The following is a 17,342-nucleotide window of genomic DNA, read 5'->3' on the forward strand; positions in this document are numbered from 1 at the left end:
CGTGTCAGTAACGATAGTGCTCGGGCTTGTAGGGGCCTGCCGCGTCAATGTCCAGGTATTCAGCCTGGTCCTTGGTCAGCTCGGTAAGCTCCACGCCCAGGGCATCCAGGTGCAGCCGGGCGACCTTTTCGTCCAGGACCTTGGGCAGGACGTACACCTTGTTTCCGTACTCGTCCTGGTCCTTCTTGGTCCACAGCTCGATCTGCGCGATGGTCTGGTTCGCGAACGAGTTGCTCATCACGAAGGACGGGTGGCCTGTGGCGTTGCCCAGGTTGAGGAGCCGGCCCTCGGACAGCACGATGATGGAGCGTTCGGCATCACTGCCGGCGTCGAAGACCCACTCGTGGACCTGCGGCTTGATCTCAACCTTCTTGACGCCGGGAACGCGGGCCAGGCCGGCAATGTCGATTTCGTTGTCGAAGTGGCCGATGTTGCCCACGATGGCCTTGTTCTTCATGCCCGCCATGTGCTCGGCCATGATGACATCCTTGTTGCCCGTGGTGGTGATGAAGATGTCGCCCTGTGCCAGGACTGATTCCAGCTTGGCCACCTGGTAGCCGTCCATGGCTGCCTGCAGCGCGCAGATGGGATCGATCTCGGTGACGATCACCCGTGAGCCTTGGCCGCGGAGGGCCTCCGCGGCGCCCTTGCCGACGTCGCCGTACCCGCAGACGACGGCGACCTTGCCGCCCATGAGCACGTCGGTGGCACGGTTGATGCCGTCGGGCAGGGAATGGCGGATGCCGTACTTGTTATCGAACTTGCTCTTGGTGACGGAGTCATTGACGTTGATGGCCGGGAAAAGCAGCTTGCCCTGGTCCGCGAGCTGGTACAGGCGGTGGACGCCGGTGGTGGTCTCTTCGCTGACGCCCTTGATGGTGGCCGCGGTACGGGTCCACTTCTGCGGGTCCGCGGCGAGGGAGCGGCGGAGCACCTCGAGGAAGATGCCGTACTCCTCGGAATCTTCGGGGTCTGCGGAGGGGACGTTGCCCGCGGCCTCGAACTCGACTCCCTTGTGGACCAGCATGGTGGCGTCGCCGCCGTCATCCAGGATCATGTTGGGACCCAGTTCGGGGTTGGACTCGGCACCGGGCCAGGTAAGGATCTGTTCGGCCGTCCACCAGTATTCTTCGAGGGTCTCGCCCTTCCAGGCGAAAACGGGCACGCCCTGCGGGTCCTCGACGGTGCCCTTGCCCACGACGACTGCCGCTGCGGCCTCGTCCTGGGTGGAGAAGATGTTGCAGGAGGCCCAGCGGACCTCCGCGCCCAGCGCGGTGAGGGTTTCGATCAGCACCGCGGTCTGCACCGTCATGTGCAGGGAGCCTGCGATCCGGGCGCCCTTGAGCGGCTGCGTTGGCCCGAATTCTTCGCGCAGGGACATCAGGCCGGGCATTTCGTGCTCCGCCAGTCGGATTTGGTGCCGCCCGGCTTCCGCCAGGGAGATGTCGGCAACTTTGTACTCAAAAGTCATGAATGGTCCTTTGCTTGAGGCGGGGTCCTGGTCCCCGTCCTGCTGTTTCTCGTTGCGGGCTGGTGCAAGTGGATTATTGCCCTGCCGCGGCAGGATCGTGCTGGTCCGAGCCCGCTGTTGCCGCTGCCGCCAGCAGTTCCGGCGGCAGGAGCAACGGAATTCCGTCTTCGATGGCGTACCGGTTATTGACGCCGGCTTCATCTGCCGTGGTGGCCACCAGTTCTTCGCCTTCCTGGACCAGGGGCGAGCCGGTCACGGGGCAGCGCAGGACGGACAACAGCTCGGGACTGATCTTTGGCATGTGTTCTTGCTCCCTGGCGGGCGCGCTCGCGCCGGTAGCGGAAAAGATGTGCAGCAACCAGCCTACCGCCAGATGCCGGTCAGGAAGGTTCTCGAAGGACGCGCAGGTGCCCCCGCCGGGTCCCTTCGGTTCCGGCCGGCGCTTCGAGGGCGGAATGGTGCCCGCGCTGGGTGGGCGGCTGTGGCTCCGCCGGGCGCGCCGCGGCATCACGGACGGCGTTTGCGAGGGCCAGGAGGTCGTCCGGGCCGGGCTGTTGCGGGGTGGTCGGCATGGCCAGCCGCAAAACTTCCCAACCGCGCGGAACCGTCAACGAGCCTGCATGCTGTTCACAGAGGTCGTAGCAGTGCGGCTCGGCGTAGGTGGCCAGCGGACCGAGGACGGCGGTGGAGTCCGCGTAGACATACGTCAGGGTCGCTACCGCCGACTGGCGGCAGGCGGACCTTGAACATTGACGGATAGCTCCCACGACATCACAGACTACCCTTATATCCCTCGAAACCCGTGCATTGGCTGCAGTCACCGACGCGCACGGGCCGCCACGGGAATATATCGCGTAAATCCGCCCCCGGGTTTAGAGTCGGTATATGCAGTCATCGAACCATGAATCAGGTTTTTCGGTCCGGTTGGCTGACCCGGACGCCTCGGCTGCGCCGGGCGTGGAAACCACCGGCAGGAGCTTCCTGCGGCGGCGCCGGAACCGCCACGGACGCGGCCTGCGCGGCGAAGTAATGCTTCCCACCCACCCCGGCTACCGGACCCGCGGCGACCGCTTCGACGATCTGGTCCTGGACTCGGCGCATCGGCTCCATGACATTTGGGGCAAGACCCTTGACGGCGTCCGGTTCGGCGTCGACGAAATCCCGCCGGACCTCGAACAGTTGGCCGCCAGCGGCACCACTGCGCCCATGGGGGCTTACACGCCCGCCGCTGGTGGCGAGGGGCCCATGATTACGGTGTACCGCCGCGTTGTTGAGAACGCGTGCTCCAGTGTGGAGGAGCTGCAGGACCTGGTCCACGACGTCGTGGTGGAGCACACCGCGGAGATGCTCGGCGTGGCCCCGGAGACCCTGGACCCGGTGTACCGCCGCCGCTACTGACCCCGGCGCCGGGCAGCCGCGCGGCGGCCACTCCTTGGGTCCTTGGGCGGGCATCCCGGCTGTGGGGAATCCTAGTAGCCCAGGGTAACCGGGACGGTTTCCTGTCCGGCGGCAGCCGGCAGGAATGCCAGGGTGGAGACGTCGTTCCGCCCGTCCTGGCCCAACAGCACGGAACCGTAGGCGGCGTCCCCCGACGCCGACACCACATACCCGACGACGTCGGCTCCCTCAGCCTGGTCCGGAACGGTGATGGTGGCAGTGGTTCCGCCGGCGATGTCCGCAGTGGCGGACGGCCGGACCTTGCCATCGGCGGTGATGGGCGCGTAGGTAATGGTGGCCCGTGTGTCCAGGGCGCCGAACACCAGCTGGCGCAGGCCGCCCTTGGGGACCGGAACAACATGCTGGCTGCCCAGCCGCACGGCGGACCCCGCCCACGCCACATCCGAGGGTTGCCCGGCCTGGAGGCCGCGGCTCATTCGGGCGGCCGCCACGAAGGAAACGTCCGATGAGGCGGCAACGGTGTACTGGCCCGCCGGAACCCCGGCCAGGGACACTTCCGTGACGGAGCCGGCCTTGGCGGTGACCACGCCGCCGGCGGGGAGTGCGGTTTGGCCGTCCCGTCCATACAGCTTGATCTCCACCACGGCGTCCGAAGCGCCTGGAACCGTCAGCTGGAGCGCCGGGGCGGCATCCCCGTAGCCGTTGCGGGACGTCAGCGCGGCGAGCCCGGCCGGATCCTGGATATCCACTCCGGGCACTACCTGGCGGACGGCCGGCGCCGTCCCCGGCGCAATGAAGTCCACGCCGCCGGGGGTCAGCCCGCGCAGGACGCTTTGCTGGATCGAGGCAGCCACGGGCCCACCGGCGCTGCGGACGCGCACGGTGAGCTGGGGAACGTTGGGCGCCAGGCCGGCAAGGACGACGCTGCGGGTGGTGCCTGGGGCCACCAGCAGGCCACGGCTGCCCGGCGCCTGGATCTGCCCTGCGCCACCGTACAGTTCCAGGCTTACCGTGGCAGGGGTGCTGGAGGCGTTGGTCAATGCCAGGACGGAAGTCCGGCCCACTGTGGTGCTGGCACCTGCCAGCCACTGGTCGTTGGAAGGTTGTCCGCAGGTGGCTGCCGCACTCCCCTGCAGGTCGCCGTCGGTGGCGGTGTACTTCATGGCCCCGGCTGCGGACGCGTTCTGGTTGGCCACGGCATTGGCACTGAGGACGTTGACCTGGTCTGCGGCCCGGTCCGCCACCACTCCGGCGCGGAGTTCCTGCGGTGTTCCGGCCGCCGGAGACTGCCCGGCGTCCTTGGCGATCTCGACGACGGCCGTCCCGTCCAGGCGGGTCAGGCGGCTCGCAGGCAGCACGCCGCCGGCGCCCAGCACGGCGGCGGTGACCTTGGTCGCGGCGGTGGCCGACTCCGGCCGGAACTGGGCGTCGGTACCGGTGCCCGTACCCTCCAGCAGCCTCGCAGGCCCCGGGCACACGCCAACACTGGCTCCTGCCGGAACAGCTGCCCGTGCCACCGGCAGAACACGGCTCGACGCCGGCCCCTGCACCAGCGACCCGGCAGCCACTACGGCCCCAGCGCCCGCGAGGATGAGCACCCCTGCGGCTGCTCCGGCCACCCGCGCTGCCCGGCCCCTGCCGCGAGGCACCCGGGTGGAACCGCGGCCGGGCCGTTGGGCGTCACCGCCGGTTTCGCTTTGGACTGGAGCCGGTGCGTGGACCGGGGCGGGAGCCTCGGCAGCCGCCGGCGGGGTGTGCTCATGCATTTTGGTGTTCCTTACGCAGGGAGCCCTCGTCGCGTGAGAGGCCGGTCCGCGGCCGTTGCGTCGGCATCGGGACAGCGAGGATCACGGTCAGGCCGATCACCGTGATTTGGCCTGCAGCTGCCCAGAAAGCCCACGGGTTGTCGTAGCGGACCGTCAGCTGGCCGGCCGAGGCCGGAAGGGTGAAGGCCTGGGCCCAGCCGGACGTGGTTGATGTCAGCTTGCGGCCGTCGAGCCAGGCGCTCCAGCCCGGGTCCGCGCGCTCGGCAAGCACCACCAGGCGGCCCTCCGGACCGGCGGGGACGGCAGCGTCAACGCCGTCCCGGCCGGAGGGGACGGAGGTTGTGGTGGCACCGCGCGGATCCACGATGCGGACGCGGTGGGCGACGTCCGCAGCCTGCAGCACCGCCTGGTTCGACGGGCTGATGCGCCAGAGCCAGCCGACGTCCGTCTGCCCCACCGCCACCAGGCCAGGTACGGCATCCATGCGGCTGGCCGTCAGTTGGGCTGCCGTGTCTGCGGCCCGCAGCACCACGAAGCCGATGCCAAGTTGTTCGAGATCGGCACGGGGATCCACTCCCTGCCCGGCAACCAAGGTGGCGACGACACGGCGGACAGAGGCCGTGACGTCGTCGTCGTCGCGGACCTCTTCGGCGCCCGGGGCACCGATGATGGTGCGGGCGGACGCTATGGCCGAGAGGTTGTCCAAGGTGGTCCCGGACCCCCGCATCAGGGAAGCCTTATAGGTGCCGTCGTCACTGGTGCTGATGAGCAGGGTGCGGGTCTGTTCGGGTCCGGTACCGCGGTCGATTGCCGTAGCAGGCAGGGACCGTGCGTTCGCGGCTTCCACCAGCCGGGCGGCGCCGAGTGCTCCGCCGGTCCCGGAGCCGGATGGCGCAGGAGTACCCGCCGGTGCTGCCGGTGCAGCTGCGGGGGCCGCCGCAGGACGCAGGAGGTTCTGCGCGGACCACGCCGCCATCCCGGCCAATGGTCCGGCCAGCAGGACTATCAGGCCCACTGCCAGCCCGGCGCGTGCCGCAGTGGTGGCCTTGGACCCGGCAGCGGACCGGCGGTCCACTGCCGACATGACTTGGCCGGCGCCCAAAATTGCGGCGGACAGCAGGGCGAAGGAGGCAGCCGAGACCGCCGGGCCCGGGAACGGGGTCACCAGGGAATCGGCATTGATGCCGGTGGCAACGTGGCTGGTCAGCCATCCGCTGGCCAGTGACACCAGTGCCGCAATCCAGAACCAGCGCACGGCCCGGGCCGGGCGTCCCGCGATAAAGAGGCCAAGGATGGCGAGGGCCACAACCGGGACAGCGATCAGCAGTGCCATCAGCAGGGCCCAGGGCACCTGTCCGCCGGAGAACAGTCCCAGTCCCTGCAATCCGCCGGCGGGGTCGAATGCCAGGGGCTGCCCGATAATTTGCTGCCACAGCGGCGCGGAGTCGAAGCTGAGCGGGAGTCCGGGGTCGGCCAGGAGTGCGCGCGGCCTGTCTATGGTGGAAAGGGCGAAGGGTACGAACAAGGCCGCACTGGGCAGCAGGGCCCACCAGACGGTCCGCCCCCGACGGCCCAGCAGGACCCCGCAAAGGACAATGAGCACAACGGCCGGGACAAGCAGGGAAGGGGCAGAGGCTGTGGTGACGGCCAGGGCCAGGCCGGCTGCGGCGGATGCAGTCCAGGACGGCATGCCGTTGACGCCCGGTTTGGCAGGCGTTTGGTCGGCCGGACGTGCATCACCCGGGGTTTCCAGGCTGAAGCTGCCGTGGCCCACGGCTGAACCAGTGGCCCGCAGCAGGCCCAGGACCACCAGCGGGATCATGATGTGGGCTATGAGTGCGCCGGCGCGGCCTTGGTTGAGTGCTACCTGCAGGGCCGGGGCAGCTGCCCAAAAGATGGCGGCTGCGAGCCGGAGCCGGCGCCGGGCAGTCAGGCCGCCTGCCGCAAACCAGGCGGTAAGGCCGGAGAGCGGGGCGCCCAGGAGGAGGAGCCACGCCATGGCCGGGTTGGCATCGCCGCCACCCAGGACACCTATGATCCACAGCACATAGCCAAAGGGGTCGCCGTGGCCGGGGAGTCCGGCTCCCAGGCTGATCCACCAGCCGGAGGCGTTGTGCCAGATGTCGCCCAGGCCGGCCGAAACCGGGATCAGGCCGCCGCCGGTGACGGCATTGGCCCGGAACAGGCCGGTCAGGGCCAGGAGCGAGGCGATGGACGCAATGATGACGGCGGCGAGGGCGCCGTTGCCCACCCATCCCCTCCTGGCGGTGGCGAGGGCGGCAAAGTCATCAGCGGCGTCACCGGTGGGCTGGTGCGCGAGCGGATCCTGCACCAGGTGGTCAGCGCCGGATCCGTCCGAGCCCAGCGCCTCCATCAGGGACCGGCGGTGGCTCCACACCTCGCGGCGTGGTGTTTGCAGCTTGCGGATCACCGAGCGGCGGATCCGCCGGGTCCGTTTGGCCGCCCTTCGCGCTTTTGCCACCGCCCGTGGACGGCCCAGGGCCGCACAGGTGGCCACGAGCTGTGAAATGCCGTGGCCGGGATCCTTGACCACAATGCTCAGGATGAGTTTGAAGAGGCTGCCCAGCAATGCGCCCAGGGCGTGGACGGGCACCATCCAGAGCGGGCTGTGCTTGAGCCGCAGGTGCACCTGTGCCTTGCGGGCTGCTGCGGGGTTTCCCAACGCGTGGGGCCGGTGCGCGACGTGGAACATGCGGGCTGCGGGGACCACCACGACGCGGTGGCCGGCCAGCCGGTTCCGCCAGCAGAAGTCAACGTCGTCGCCGCTGCCAGGCAGGGCGGGGTCGAAACCGCCCAGTTGTTCCCAAACATCGCGGCGGACCAGCATGCCCGCGGAATTGACGGCGAAAGTGTCGGTGCGGCCGTCGTACTGGCCTTGGTCCAGCTCATCGGCGTCGATCAAGGTGAGCCGCTCAGCCCAGCGGCTGGTGGAAAGTCCGACGTCGATGAGCCGGCGCGGCGAATGCCAGTCGAGCTGCTTGCAGCCGGCCACGGTCACGGAGGGCGCGCGCTCCACGGCACCGAGGAGTTCAGCGAGTGCATCAGGCGCCGGGGCGGCGTCGTCGTGCAGCAGCCAGATCCATTCCGTTCCGTCGCCGCTGCCCGACCCGGCTTTGGGAACCAGACCGGCGAGTCCTGCGGAGATGGCAGCCCCCATGCCGCCCTTGGTCCGCGGGCAGGCCAGGACGCTTGCGTCGCCCAAGGATTCCCGAAGCAGGCTGTAAGAGTCGTCGGCGGAACCGGCGTCAACGCCGATGGCACGGTCGACAGGCCGGGTCTGGCCAGCCAGGGCTGACAGGGTTCTGGGCAGATAGGCACTGCCGTTGTGGGCGACCACAACGGCAGTGACATGGACATCCTGAAGAATTAGATCGCTCGCTTCCTAAGCCGCCGGCGCTCACGCTCGGAAAGGCCTCCCCAGATGCCGAACCGTTCGTCATTGGCCAGCGCGTACTCCAGGCATTGCGACCGTACGTTGCAGGCGCCGCACACCTTCTTGGCGTCGCGGGTGGAACCGCCCTTTTCCGGGAAGAACGCCTCCGGGTCAGTCTGGGCGCACAAAGCGTCAGTCTGCCAGCCCAGTTCGCCTTCGTCATCGAAGTCCTGCTGGAGTGGCAGCCCGATCCATACCGGCTGCGCACTGCCGGGGGCGGCAAGCTCCATGGGCGGATCCAGATCGTCCTCCGGCTCCGCGCCGTCCAGCAAGGCCTCATGGGCCGCGAGGAAGGCCGTGGCCTGGTCTTCAAGGACGCTGCCGGAATTCCTTTTGTACCGTTCCGCAGCATCAGGATCGGCAGGGTCAACGTACCAATCGCTTGGCACCCCCCGCGCACGGTACTTTGCCGTTGCCTGGCCGGCTACGACGGCATCTTCCTGGATACGCTCTGCTTGCCCCACGGCGACCCTCCTGACGTTGCAGCCACTGCCTTGATACATGGACACTCGGTTGTGTGCCGGTATTTACGCAATTGCTTTAGATACCTAATTACACGCGTGTAACTAGGGCGAGTCAAGCCGTAGCCGGGATAATAGACAGTTAAGCCTAAGAACTTTGCGCACGCCACGCCCGGGTTTTTTGCCGGCCCCGGCGTGGCGCGTGCCGGAAGCAGCATATTCCGGGCAGGAAAGCCGCAAAAACAGCGCAACGACGGGGAAAATACCTTCTACGGGCTAAAATAGCAAGCACACTTAGCAGGTATGGTGATAAACATCACTCCGGCGGTGGAAGGGGAAGCACTGTCCCGCCGCTGGCGACCCGGGGAATCCGGGATGGCAGGATGAAGCCATGACATCGATCCCCGCCATCACCCTGATGGGCAGCCTCCGTTCCGGCAACTCCACGGCACCGCGCCTGACCTGGTACGGGCCGGATTCGGAACGCGTTGAATTGTCGGGCCGGGTCCTGGACAACTGGGTGGCCAAGACCAGCAACCTGCTTCAGGACGAGCTCGACGCAGAGCCGGGCATGCGCCTCGGACTTGCGCTTCCGGCGCACTGGAAGGCTTTGGTCTGGGCGCTGGCAGGCTGGCAGCTTGGCCTGGAAGCAGTGCTCGACGGCGGCCCGGCAGACTTCCTGGCGACAGCCGCCCCTGCCGACGCGCCAAAAGGGCAACACGCCGTGATCGCCGTCGCGCTGCCCGCCCTCGCCATGCGCTGGCCGGGGGAACTCCCGGGTGGCTGCATCGACTACGCGGCAGAGGTACGGTCCCACGGGGACGTGTTCATGCCGCACGGGGACCCGGATCCCTCAGCCCGCGCGCTCCTTACGGGCGATGGGCGCCCGGTGGAGCACAAAGACCTGCTCACGGACTTTGGCGCATCCCATGGGGAAGGCGTCCGCCTCCACATTCCAGCGGGCAACGGCCTCGAGTCGGCGCTGTCCAACGCGCTGGGCGCCTGGCAGCACGGCGGCTCCGTGGTCCTTACCCACCAGGATGTTGAACTCACGGACAAACTGCTGGCCGACGAACGCATCCACGGCAGCTAGCAAGCGCGGGGCTTAGGCCTTCGGGCCACCGTCGACAGGGGCGGAAGCGGGACGTTCAGCGCGGGCTGGCTCCCGGTGCGGATGCGCTTCGATGAGTTCGTGGTCGTGCGAGAACTCCGGCTCCTGGTCCAGTTCCTGGTTGAACACCAGGAAGCGGTACGCGAAGAATCGGACCACAGTGGCGACGAGGATGCCCGCGACACCTGCCAGGAACAGCAGGTTCTTGTCGTCGATACCCATCCCATACTTGGCCAGCGCGGTGAATCCGGTGGAGATCCCGATCCCGATGCCATTGATGATGACGAACATGACGAACTCGCGAAGCACATTGGCCTGGCGTCTGTGCCGGAAGGTCCAGAAGCGGTTCGCGACCCACGAGAAGACCGTGGCCACGGTGGCACCCACGAAGCGCGCCTTCGCTTCGCTGTCCGACATCGGGCCGTGCATCAGGTAGTACGTCAACCCGTTGTCAATGACGAATGCCACACCGCCTACGGCCCCGAATTTGGCCACTTCCCGCCAGAAGAGCGAGGCAAGCCCCCGGATACGATCTGCAAGTGCGCTAAACATGACCCTCCATGGCCGTCCGAACTGTGGGCCACTCGGCCAAGGACCTATTTTAGCCCCCAAAGCTTTGGACTGGCCCCGGGCTGCCCCCCGCTGCCGGCCACAGCAGAAAATGTCGCGCTGCTGCCGGGCCGTAAAAGCGGGATACGGTGCGTCTTCGGTAGGCTGGCATACGTGACTTTTCCAGTAATAGGTGTAGTTGGCGGCGGCCAGCTTGCGCGAATGATGGCCCCTGCCGCTACAGCACTCGGCTTCGAACTCCGTGTCCTTGCCGAAGGCGAGGACGTTTCCGCGGTCTCTGCCGTACCGGCCACGCCCGTGGGCGATTACAAGGACCTGCAGACCCTCCTGGACTTTTCCCGGGGCCTGGACGTGATGACGTTTGACCACGAGCACGTGCCGACGGCACACCTCAGGGCGCTCCAGGAAGCCGGGGTCAATGTCCAGCCCGGACCCGACGCCCTGGTCCATGCACAGGACAAACTGGTCATGCGCGCAGCCATCGACCGGCTGGAGCTGCCCAACCCCGCCTGGGCGTCAGTGGACAACGTCGCGGACTTGGTCAGCTTCGGCGAGGAAACCGGCTGGCCCGTGGTGCTGAAGATGCCGCGCGGAGGGTACGACGGCAAGGGCGTCCGGATTGTTGCCTCCGCAGAGGAAGCTGCCGGCGCCGACGAGTGGTTCGCCGCCATGAGCCCCTTGCTGGCCGAAGCGAAGGTGGAGTTCACCCGCGAACTGTCCGCCCTGGTGGCGCGGACCCCGGACGGCGAAGCCCGGGCCTGGCCGGTGGTCCACACCATCCAGGTGGATGGTGTCTGTGACGAGGTAATCGCACCCGCACTGGACATCCCGCTGGAGGTGGCCGCAGCCGCCGAGGACGCCGCGTTGCGTATCGCAGCGGAGCTCAACGTCACCGGCGTCCTCGCTGTTGAACTTTTCGAAACGCCAGGCGCGGGCGCCGGCTTCCTGGTCAACGAACTGGCCATGCGGCCACACAACACCGGCCACTGGACCCAGGATGGCTCCATCACCAGCCAGTTCGAACAGCATCTGCGCGCAGTCCTTAACCTTCCACTGGGTGCCACCGACGCGTTGGCCCCCGTCACCGTGATGAAGAATTTCCTGGGCGGGGAAAACCAGGACCTCTTTTCCGCCTACCCGATGGCCCTGGCCAGCGAGCCGGCCGCCAAGGTCCACTGCTACGGCAAATCTGTGCGGCCCGGACGTAAGATCGGCCATGTCAACCTGGTGGGAAGTTCGACGACGGACGTTGACTCGGTCAGGCGCCGGGCAACGGCGGTTGCGGCCATCATCCGTGATGGACGTGCCGGCGCCGAGGAACCTTCCCCTATCTTCGAGGAGAACGCATGAGCGCCGAAGCCACCCCAGCCGCCGGTACCGGGGCCAGCCCCCTGGTGGGCCTGGTGATGGGCTCCGACTCGGACTGGCCCGTCATGGAGGCAGCGGCCGAGGCCCTCGCCGAATTCGGCATCCCGTTTGAAGCCGACGTCGTCTCGGCACACCGGATGCCGACCGAGATGATCCGCTACGGCCAGACGGCGCACGAGCGGGGGCTGCGCGTCATCATCGCCGGGGCCGGTGGCGCTGCGCACCTGCCGGGCATGCTGGCCAGCGTCACTCCCCTGCCGGTCATTGGTGTCCCCGTCCCGTTGAAGACCCTTGACGGCATGGACTCGCTACTGTCCATCGTCCAGATGCCTGCAGGGGTGCCGGTGGCAACGGTATCCATCGGCGGTGCACGCAATGCGGGCCTCTTGGCCGTGCGGATGCTTGCCTCCGGTACGGATGAACTCGCCGCGTCACTGCGCGCCGACCTCCTGGATTTCGCCGCCGACCTCAACGCCGTCGCCTCGCGCAAGGGCGCCAACCTGCGGCAGAAAGTCAGCGAAGTCTTCCCTGACGTGTCCGGCTCACTTCGGGGCAGCCGTTAGGGCGGCGGGCATGGCCAGCAGCACGCAGCAACCGGGCACCGGAGCGATCTTGACTGATCCGGTCCGTTACCCGGCCGGCGCTTCCCCGGCAGTCCGCACCAAACGGGCCTTTGTGCTGGTCCTCCTGACGCTGCTGGTACCGGGGAGCGCCCAGCTCGTGGCCGGCGACCGGAAGCTGGGCAGGATCGCGTTGCGCGTCACGCTCTGCGTCTGGGCGCTCCTGGTCCTGGCAGTGGTCCTCTTGCTGCTGGACCGGACGCTGGTGATCAATGTGTTCACCAACCCCGTCACGTCACTGGTACTGGTGATCCTGCTGACGGCCCTGGCTGTTGGCTGGGCCCTGCTGTTCGTCAACACCCTGCGAATCATCCGCCCGGTCCTGCTGGCACCGCCGGCCCGCCCCGCCGTCGGAATCGCCCTGGTGCTGGCTTTGGTCCTTGGCAGCGGGTCCCTTGGCTACGCCGCCTACCTTCTGAACGTGGGTCGGAATGCGATCGGTAGCATCTTCTCGTCCGGGCCCGCCATTGAGCCAGTGGATGGAAGGTACAACTTCCTGATGATGGGCGGCGACGCCGGCGACGACCGCACCGGTCGCCGCCCCGACAGCCTCTCCGTGCTGAGCGTTGACGCCAAGACCGGCCAGACGGCCATCATTTCGATCCCCCGTAACTTCCAAAATGCCCAGTTCAGTGCGAATTCACCCATGCGCGCCCTCTACCCAGACGGCTACGACTGCGGGGACGAATGCCTGATCAACGCCATCAACACCGAGGTCACCAACGAGCACGCCAATCTCTACCCGGGCGTGGCGGACCCGGGCGCACAAGCCACCCTGGAGGCCGTATCCGGAACGCTTGGCATGGACATCCAGGCCTACGTCCTGGTGGACATGGACGGCTTTTCCAAGTTGATCGATGCCATGGGCGGCATCAGGATCAAGGCCGGCGGCTGGGTGCCCATCAGCGGTGAAACCATCGACGAAGCCAACGGCATCCACGGCATGCCCTTGGGCTGGATACCGGCCGGCGACAACACCCTGGACGGCTACCACGCCCTCTGGTACGGGCGGTCACGCGAATTCGTGGACGATTACGCCCGCATCGCCCGCCAGCAGTGCGTGCAGCAGGCCATGCTCAAGCAGCTGGACCCGGCCACCCTGCTGTCCAAATTCGAGGATATTGCCAACGCTGGCACCAAGGTGGTGGAGTCCAACATCTCCTCCACCCAGCTGGGCAGTTTTGTGGACTTGGCCATCAAGGCCAAGGGCAAGGAGGTCAAGCGGCTCACCATCGGGCCGCCGGACTTCGACCCCGCATTCTCCACCAACCCCGATTTCGACCAGATCCACAACCGTGTGGACCAGCTGCTCGCGTCAGCGTCCGGAGCCCAGGCAACGGGGGCGGCCGACGACACGATCAACGCACCGGCAGCCGGTGCCGGGCACGTCCAGGCGGCTGGGCCGGCCGGGCTTTCGCGGGCCATGACCGGAGGACTGCCGCAGGAGTCCACGGCGCCGTCGGACTTCACACCGGTGACCACCACCCCCGACGGCGAGCCGATCACGGAGCAGATGCTCGACGATTTCAAGCGCCAGGGCAACGAGCAGGCCATCCGCAACCTCGTGGCCACCAACGGCCAGTGCGCCGCACTGTAGCCGTCCCAACACACCTAGGGAAACGGAACATCCTTGTACGAGATCGAGAACGTCCTTCGGGATTACGCATGGGGCTCGACGACGGCGATCGCCTCGCTGCTCGGCCGCCCCGAATCCGGGCGGCCCGAGGCCGAACTGTGGATCGGCGCGCACCCTGATTCGCCGTCGGTGGCCCACACTCCCGACGGCGGACGACGCCCGCTCGACGACCTGATCGCCTCCGACCCTGAGCATTTCCTGGGCGCGGAATCAGTGGCCGCTTTTGGCCCCCGGCTGCCCTTCCTGGCCAAGATCCTGGCAGCAGCCCAGCCGCTGTCCCTCCAGGTCCATCCCAGCCTGGAGCAGGCAAGGGCCGGGTTCGCGCGGGAAAAAGATGCAGGGCTCGACCCCCATGCCGCCAACCGGAACTACAAGGACGACAACCACAAGCCGGAAATGATCTTCGCCCTCACGCCGTTCGAGGCGTTGTGCGGATTCCGCCCGGCGGCCGAGACCCGGAAGATCCTGGACCACGTTGCCGGGGCCTTCCCATCGCCGAACGAGTGCCCTGCCCTGGTGCAGGACCTCTTGTCCGAGCTCTCCGCGGCAGATGAAGGAGCCGGCCTCCACGCCGCCTTCGAACGGCTCATCACCGGCGGGCAGGCCGTGGCCGAGGCTACGGCCCTCGTGGTGGCAGCATTGCTTTCAGGTGCTCCCCTGGCGCCGTACGAGGCCGAGCTCGGAACCGTCATCAGCCTCAATGAGAAGTACCCTGGCGATCCCGGCGTCCTGATCTCGCTGCTGCTGAACAGGATCTCCCTGCAGCCCGGCGAGGCCGTCTACCTGCCGGCAGGAAACGTCCACGCGTACCTGCATGGCCTCGGCGTAGAGGTCATGGCGTCCTCGGACAACGTCCTGCGCGGCGGCCTGACCCCCAAGCACATCGACGTGCCGGAGCTCCTGAAGACCATCGACTTCCACCCGGTGGGCGTTCCGATGCTTCATGCCGGGAAGACCATGATGGACCAGGAAGTGTACCGGCCGCCGTTCGGGGAGTTCCAGCTTCAGCGCATCGAGTTGGGCCCGGACTCCGGCCCCGTCCCGTTGGCCCAGTCGGGCGCCTCCGTGGTCATAGTGGTGGCCGGTGCCGTCTACCTGGACTCACCCAAGGGCGACCTGGAACTGTCGCGCGGTTCCAGCGCGTTCGTGGCTGCTGCCGAGGCCCCGGTCAACGTCCACCGCGCGGCAGGCAGCAATGAGCCCGCCCTCGCCTTCGCCGTGACTACGGGACTCTAGCGCCGCTTAATCAGCGCCTGCCGCCCGGCCCGCCGCGCCCTTGACCAGCCGGCGGGCCGTCTGGAGGCCTTTGCGGGCCAGCGGCATGGCTGTGGAGTACGCGGGGTAGAACGGCGACAACGGCTTCTCCCACGTGCCCAGGAGCATGTCCTCGTGCTTGGCGAATTGCTTCTTGAAGTCGGAGATGCCGTCGTTCAGGAGGCCGTTGAAGTCATAGCGGCTGCAGCCGTCTTCCCGCATCGACTGCAATGCCGCCCACTTGACCCCGTAGTTCACGCGCTGCTTCTGGCCCTCGGCGGACACGCCGCCATAGAGTTCGAACGCGGTGGTGCCGCTGCGGGAAAGCCAGGTGAACGCAAGCATCTGTTCGCCGTCGAACGCGGCGATGATGGGCGAGGCATCCCCCAGGTTCCGGAAGATGTCGCGGTAGTACTGGTCCTCGTGGATGCCGAAGCCGGCACGTTGGGCCGTGTCGTGGTAGATGGCAAGCACCTGCTCAAGCTCGGCGTCGTTCTTGACCTTGCGGAATTCCACGTCGCTGCGCATCGCCTTGCGGATGTTGGCCCGCGTCGACTTGGACATCTCCGCCATCAGTTCGTCGTCTGACCGGGTGAGGTCCAGGATCAGTGTCCTGGGGATCAGGACGGTGTTGGCTGATTCCCGGAAGCCGGCAGCGGCGACGGCACCGGCGAAGGCAGAGCCGCGGTCCCAGTCCGGTTCGATGCTCAGGGCAACGCCCCGGTGGCGGAGGGCGGCGTGCTCGGCCAGCCGGTTGAGCACCTCCTGCGCATTTTCCACGGTGCACATCGGACCGCGCGGGATGTAGACCAGGGCGCGGAACGGTGCGGGCAGCTTCCGGACCAGCAGCTGGGCGCAGCCAATGGTTTCGTCGCCGGCCTTGACGAGGACCCGGTCCACCGACCAGCCGTGCATCGCCTTGGTCTCTCCCCAGCCCCACAGCTGCTGCGGGTGGCCCTGGAACCGGTCGACAAATTCGTCCCAGAGGGCGCGGTCAATACAGGGCACAACGGCAGGAATCATGGCTTAAACCCTATACCAAGGCGTTAACGCCAAAGCCCCGGGAACGCGCACGGCGCCCCGGGGCCCTGGTATCCGTTTCCGGACGCGGATCAGCTCTTGCGGGCGTAGCCCTCCCACTTGCTGGCCTGGTGCTCGCCGTCCACAAAGCGGATGGTTCCCGACTTTGAACGCATCACGATGGACTGGGTCAGGACCTTGTCCTTGGAGTAGCGGACGCCCTTGAGCAGGTCGCCATCGGTGATGCCCGTCGCGGCGAAGTAGCAGTTGTCGCTGGAGACGAGGTCGTTGGTCGAAAGCACGCGGTCCAGGTCGTGGCCGGCGTCGATGGCCTTCTGCTTCTCTTCGTCGCTGGTGGGCCAGAGGCGGCCCTGGATGACGCCGCCGAGGGACTTGATGGCGCAGGCGGCCACGATGCCCTCAGGGGTACCGCCGATGCCCATCAGGGCGTCCACGCCGGTGCCGGAGCGGGCCGCCGCGATGGCCCCGGCGACATCACCGTCCATGATGAACTTGGTGCGCGCGCCGGCCTCGCGGATTTCCTCCACCAACGGGCGGTGCCGGTCCCGGTCCAGGATCATGACGTTGAGCTGGTTCACCTTCACGCCCTTGGCCTTGGCGATCAGGTGCAGGTTCTGCTTGACCGGCAGGCGCAGGTCCACCATGTCCGCCGCTTCAGGACCGGTGACGAGCTTTTCCATGTAGAACACGGCGGAGGGATCGAACATGGAACCCCGCTCGGCTACGGCCAGGACGGCCAGCGCATTGTTGATGCCCAGGGCGGTCAGCCGTGTTCCATCAATGGGGTCCACGGCCACGTCAACCTCGGGGCCGGTGCCGTCGCCGACGCGTTCGCCGTTGAACAGCATCGGGGCTTCGTCTTTTTCGCCTTCGCCGATGACCACGACGCCGTTGAAGTGGACCGTCTGCAGGAAGGAGCGCATGGCATCGACGGCCGCACCGTCGGCGGTGTTCTTGTCGCCGAAGCCGACCCAGTGGCCGCCGGCAATGGCCGCGGCCTCGGTGACGCGGACGAGTTCAAGGGCAAGGTTGCGGTCCGGCTCGTCGTGGCCCACCGCAAGGGACGGTGAAATCGTGGAGTACTTCTGGGTCATGGACGCTGGTGACACGTGAACCTCTTCTTCGAGTGGCGATCATTGAACCCGCTTGCCGGTGCAGCAGAGCGGTGATTCCTCTGGTACCGATCATAGTC

General features: G+C 67.3%; 15 protein-coding genes. 6 read left to right on the forward strand and 9 right to left on the reverse strand.

Going from position 1 to position 17,342, the window contains the following annotated elements; translation table 11 throughout:
- Window positions 1–4 precede the first annotated feature (4 nt).
- The 3 genes from ahcY to QRM95_RS14560 form a co-directional block, all read right to left on the reverse strand.
- Entirely contained in the window at window positions 5–1,471 is a 1,467-nt protein-coding gene (ahcY, locus tag QRM95_RS14550) for an adenosylhomocysteinase (protein WP_109863448.1), read from the reverse strand.
- A gap of 73 nt (window positions 1,472–1,544) precedes the next feature.
- A complete protein-coding gene (locus QRM95_RS14555; protein WP_285248264.1) occupies window positions 1,545–1,772 on the reverse strand; it encodes a Trm112 family protein in 228 nt (75 codons plus the stop codon).
- Window positions 1,773–1,851: 79 nt separating this feature from the next.
- On the reverse strand, window positions 1,852–2,238 hold the full coding sequence (locus tag QRM95_RS14560; RefSeq protein WP_285248265.1) for a DUF3499 domain-containing protein: 387 nt from the start codon (window positions 2,236–2,238) through the stop codon (window positions 1,852–1,854).
- Window positions 2,239–2,356: 118 nt separating this feature from the next.
- Here QRM95_RS14560 and QRM95_RS14565 point away from each other — a divergent pair, with 118 nt between their 5' ends.
- Complete coding sequence (locus QRM95_RS14565; protein ID WP_285248266.1) at window positions 2,357–2,869, forward strand: metallopeptidase family protein; 513 nt, start codon at window positions 2,357–2,359, stop codon at window positions 2,867–2,869.
- Between the two features lie 71 nt (window positions 2,870–2,940).
- On the opposite strand, the gene QRM95_RS14570 is transcribed toward QRM95_RS14565, so the two are convergent.
- The 3 genes from QRM95_RS14570 to QRM95_RS14580 are packed head-to-tail and all read right to left on the reverse strand — an operon-like array spanning window position 2,941 to window position 8,553.
- Window positions 2,941–4,635 carry a DUF5719 family protein gene (locus tag QRM95_RS14570; protein ID WP_285248267.1) on the reverse strand — a complete coding sequence of 565 codons (1,695 nt, stop codon included), beginning with the start codon at window positions 4,633–4,635 and terminating at the stop codon, window positions 2,941–2,943.
- Window positions 4,628–7,993, reverse strand: a complete 3,366-nt coding sequence (locus QRM95_RS14575; RefSeq protein WP_502934969.1) for a glycosyltransferase — start codon at window positions 7,991–7,993, stop codon at window positions 4,628–4,630. Before QRM95_RS14575 ends, QRM95_RS14570 begins: the two co-directional genes overlap by 8 nt.
- 29 nt (window positions 7,994–8,022) lie before the next feature.
- Window positions 8,023–8,553, reverse strand: a complete 531-nt coding sequence (locus QRM95_RS14580; protein WP_285248268.1) for a WhiB family transcriptional regulator — start codon at window positions 8,551–8,553, stop codon at window positions 8,023–8,025.
- A gap of 388 nt (window positions 8,554–8,941) precedes the next feature.
- Here QRM95_RS14580 and QRM95_RS14585 point away from each other — a divergent pair, with 388 nt between their 5' ends.
- The gene (locus tag QRM95_RS14585) at window positions 8,942–9,643 is read left to right on the forward strand and encodes a TIGR03089 family protein (protein ID WP_285248269.1); all 702 of its coding nucleotides are present in this window, start codon (window positions 8,942–8,944) and stop codon (window positions 9,641–9,643) included.
- Window positions 9,644–9,655: 12 nt separating this feature from the next.
- On the opposite strand, the gene QRM95_RS14590 is transcribed toward QRM95_RS14585, so the two are convergent.
- The gene (locus tag QRM95_RS14590; RefSeq protein ID WP_285248270.1) at window positions 9,656–10,213 is read right to left on the reverse strand and encodes a GtrA family protein; all 558 of its coding nucleotides are present in this window, start codon (window positions 10,211–10,213) and stop codon (window positions 9,656–9,658) included.
- A 171-nt stretch (window positions 10,214–10,384) separates the two neighbouring features.
- On the opposite strand from QRM95_RS14590, the gene QRM95_RS14595 reads away from it, so the two are divergent.
- The 4 genes from QRM95_RS14595 to manA are packed head-to-tail and all read left to right on the forward strand — an operon-like array spanning window position 10,385 to window position 15,091.
- Window positions 10,385–11,581 carry a 5-(carboxyamino)imidazole ribonucleotide synthase gene (locus tag QRM95_RS14595; RefSeq protein ID WP_285248271.1) on the forward strand — a complete coding sequence of 399 codons (1,197 nt, stop codon included), beginning with the start codon at window positions 10,385–10,387 and terminating at the stop codon, window positions 11,579–11,581.
- The gene (gene purE / locus QRM95_RS14600; RefSeq protein ID WP_285248272.1) at window positions 11,578–12,162 is read left to right on the forward strand and encodes a 5-(carboxyamino)imidazole ribonucleotide mutase; all 585 of its coding nucleotides are present in this window, start codon (window positions 11,578–11,580) and stop codon (window positions 12,160–12,162) included. Before QRM95_RS14595 ends, purE begins: the two co-directional genes overlap by 4 nt.
- A gap of 10 nt (window positions 12,163–12,172) precedes the next feature.
- A complete protein-coding gene (locus tag QRM95_RS14605; RefSeq protein ID WP_285248273.1) occupies window positions 12,173–13,816 on the forward strand; it encodes an LCP family protein in 1,644 nt (547 codons plus the stop codon).
- A 33-nt stretch (window positions 13,817–13,849) separates the two neighbouring features.
- Window positions 13,850–15,091, forward strand: coding sequence for a mannose-6-phosphate isomerase, class I (manA, locus tag QRM95_RS14610; RefSeq protein WP_285248274.1), 1,242 nt, complete (start codon window positions 13,850–13,852; stop codon window positions 15,089–15,091).
- Window positions 15,092–15,097: 6 nt separating this feature from the next.
- Here the strand turns inward: manA and QRM95_RS14615 are convergent, their stop codons facing one another.
- Window positions 15,098–16,132, reverse strand: coding sequence for a lipid II:glycine glycyltransferase FemX (locus tag QRM95_RS14615; RefSeq protein ID WP_285248275.1), 1,035 nt, complete (start codon window positions 16,130–16,132; stop codon window positions 15,098–15,100).
- Window positions 16,133–16,221: 89 nt separating this feature from the next.
- The gene (gene glpX, locus QRM95_RS14620) at window positions 16,222–17,244 is read right to left on the reverse strand and encodes a class II fructose-bisphosphatase (RefSeq protein ID WP_285248337.1); all 1,023 of its coding nucleotides are present in this window, start codon (window positions 17,242–17,244) and stop codon (window positions 16,222–16,224) included.
- Window positions 17,245–17,342: the final 98 nt, after the last annotated feature.

Source organism: Pseudarthrobacter sp. efr-133-R2A-89, assembly GCF_030209315.1.
In the GTDB taxonomy this organism is placed as follows: domain Bacteria; phylum Actinomycetota; class Actinomycetes; order Actinomycetales; family Micrococcaceae; genus Arthrobacter.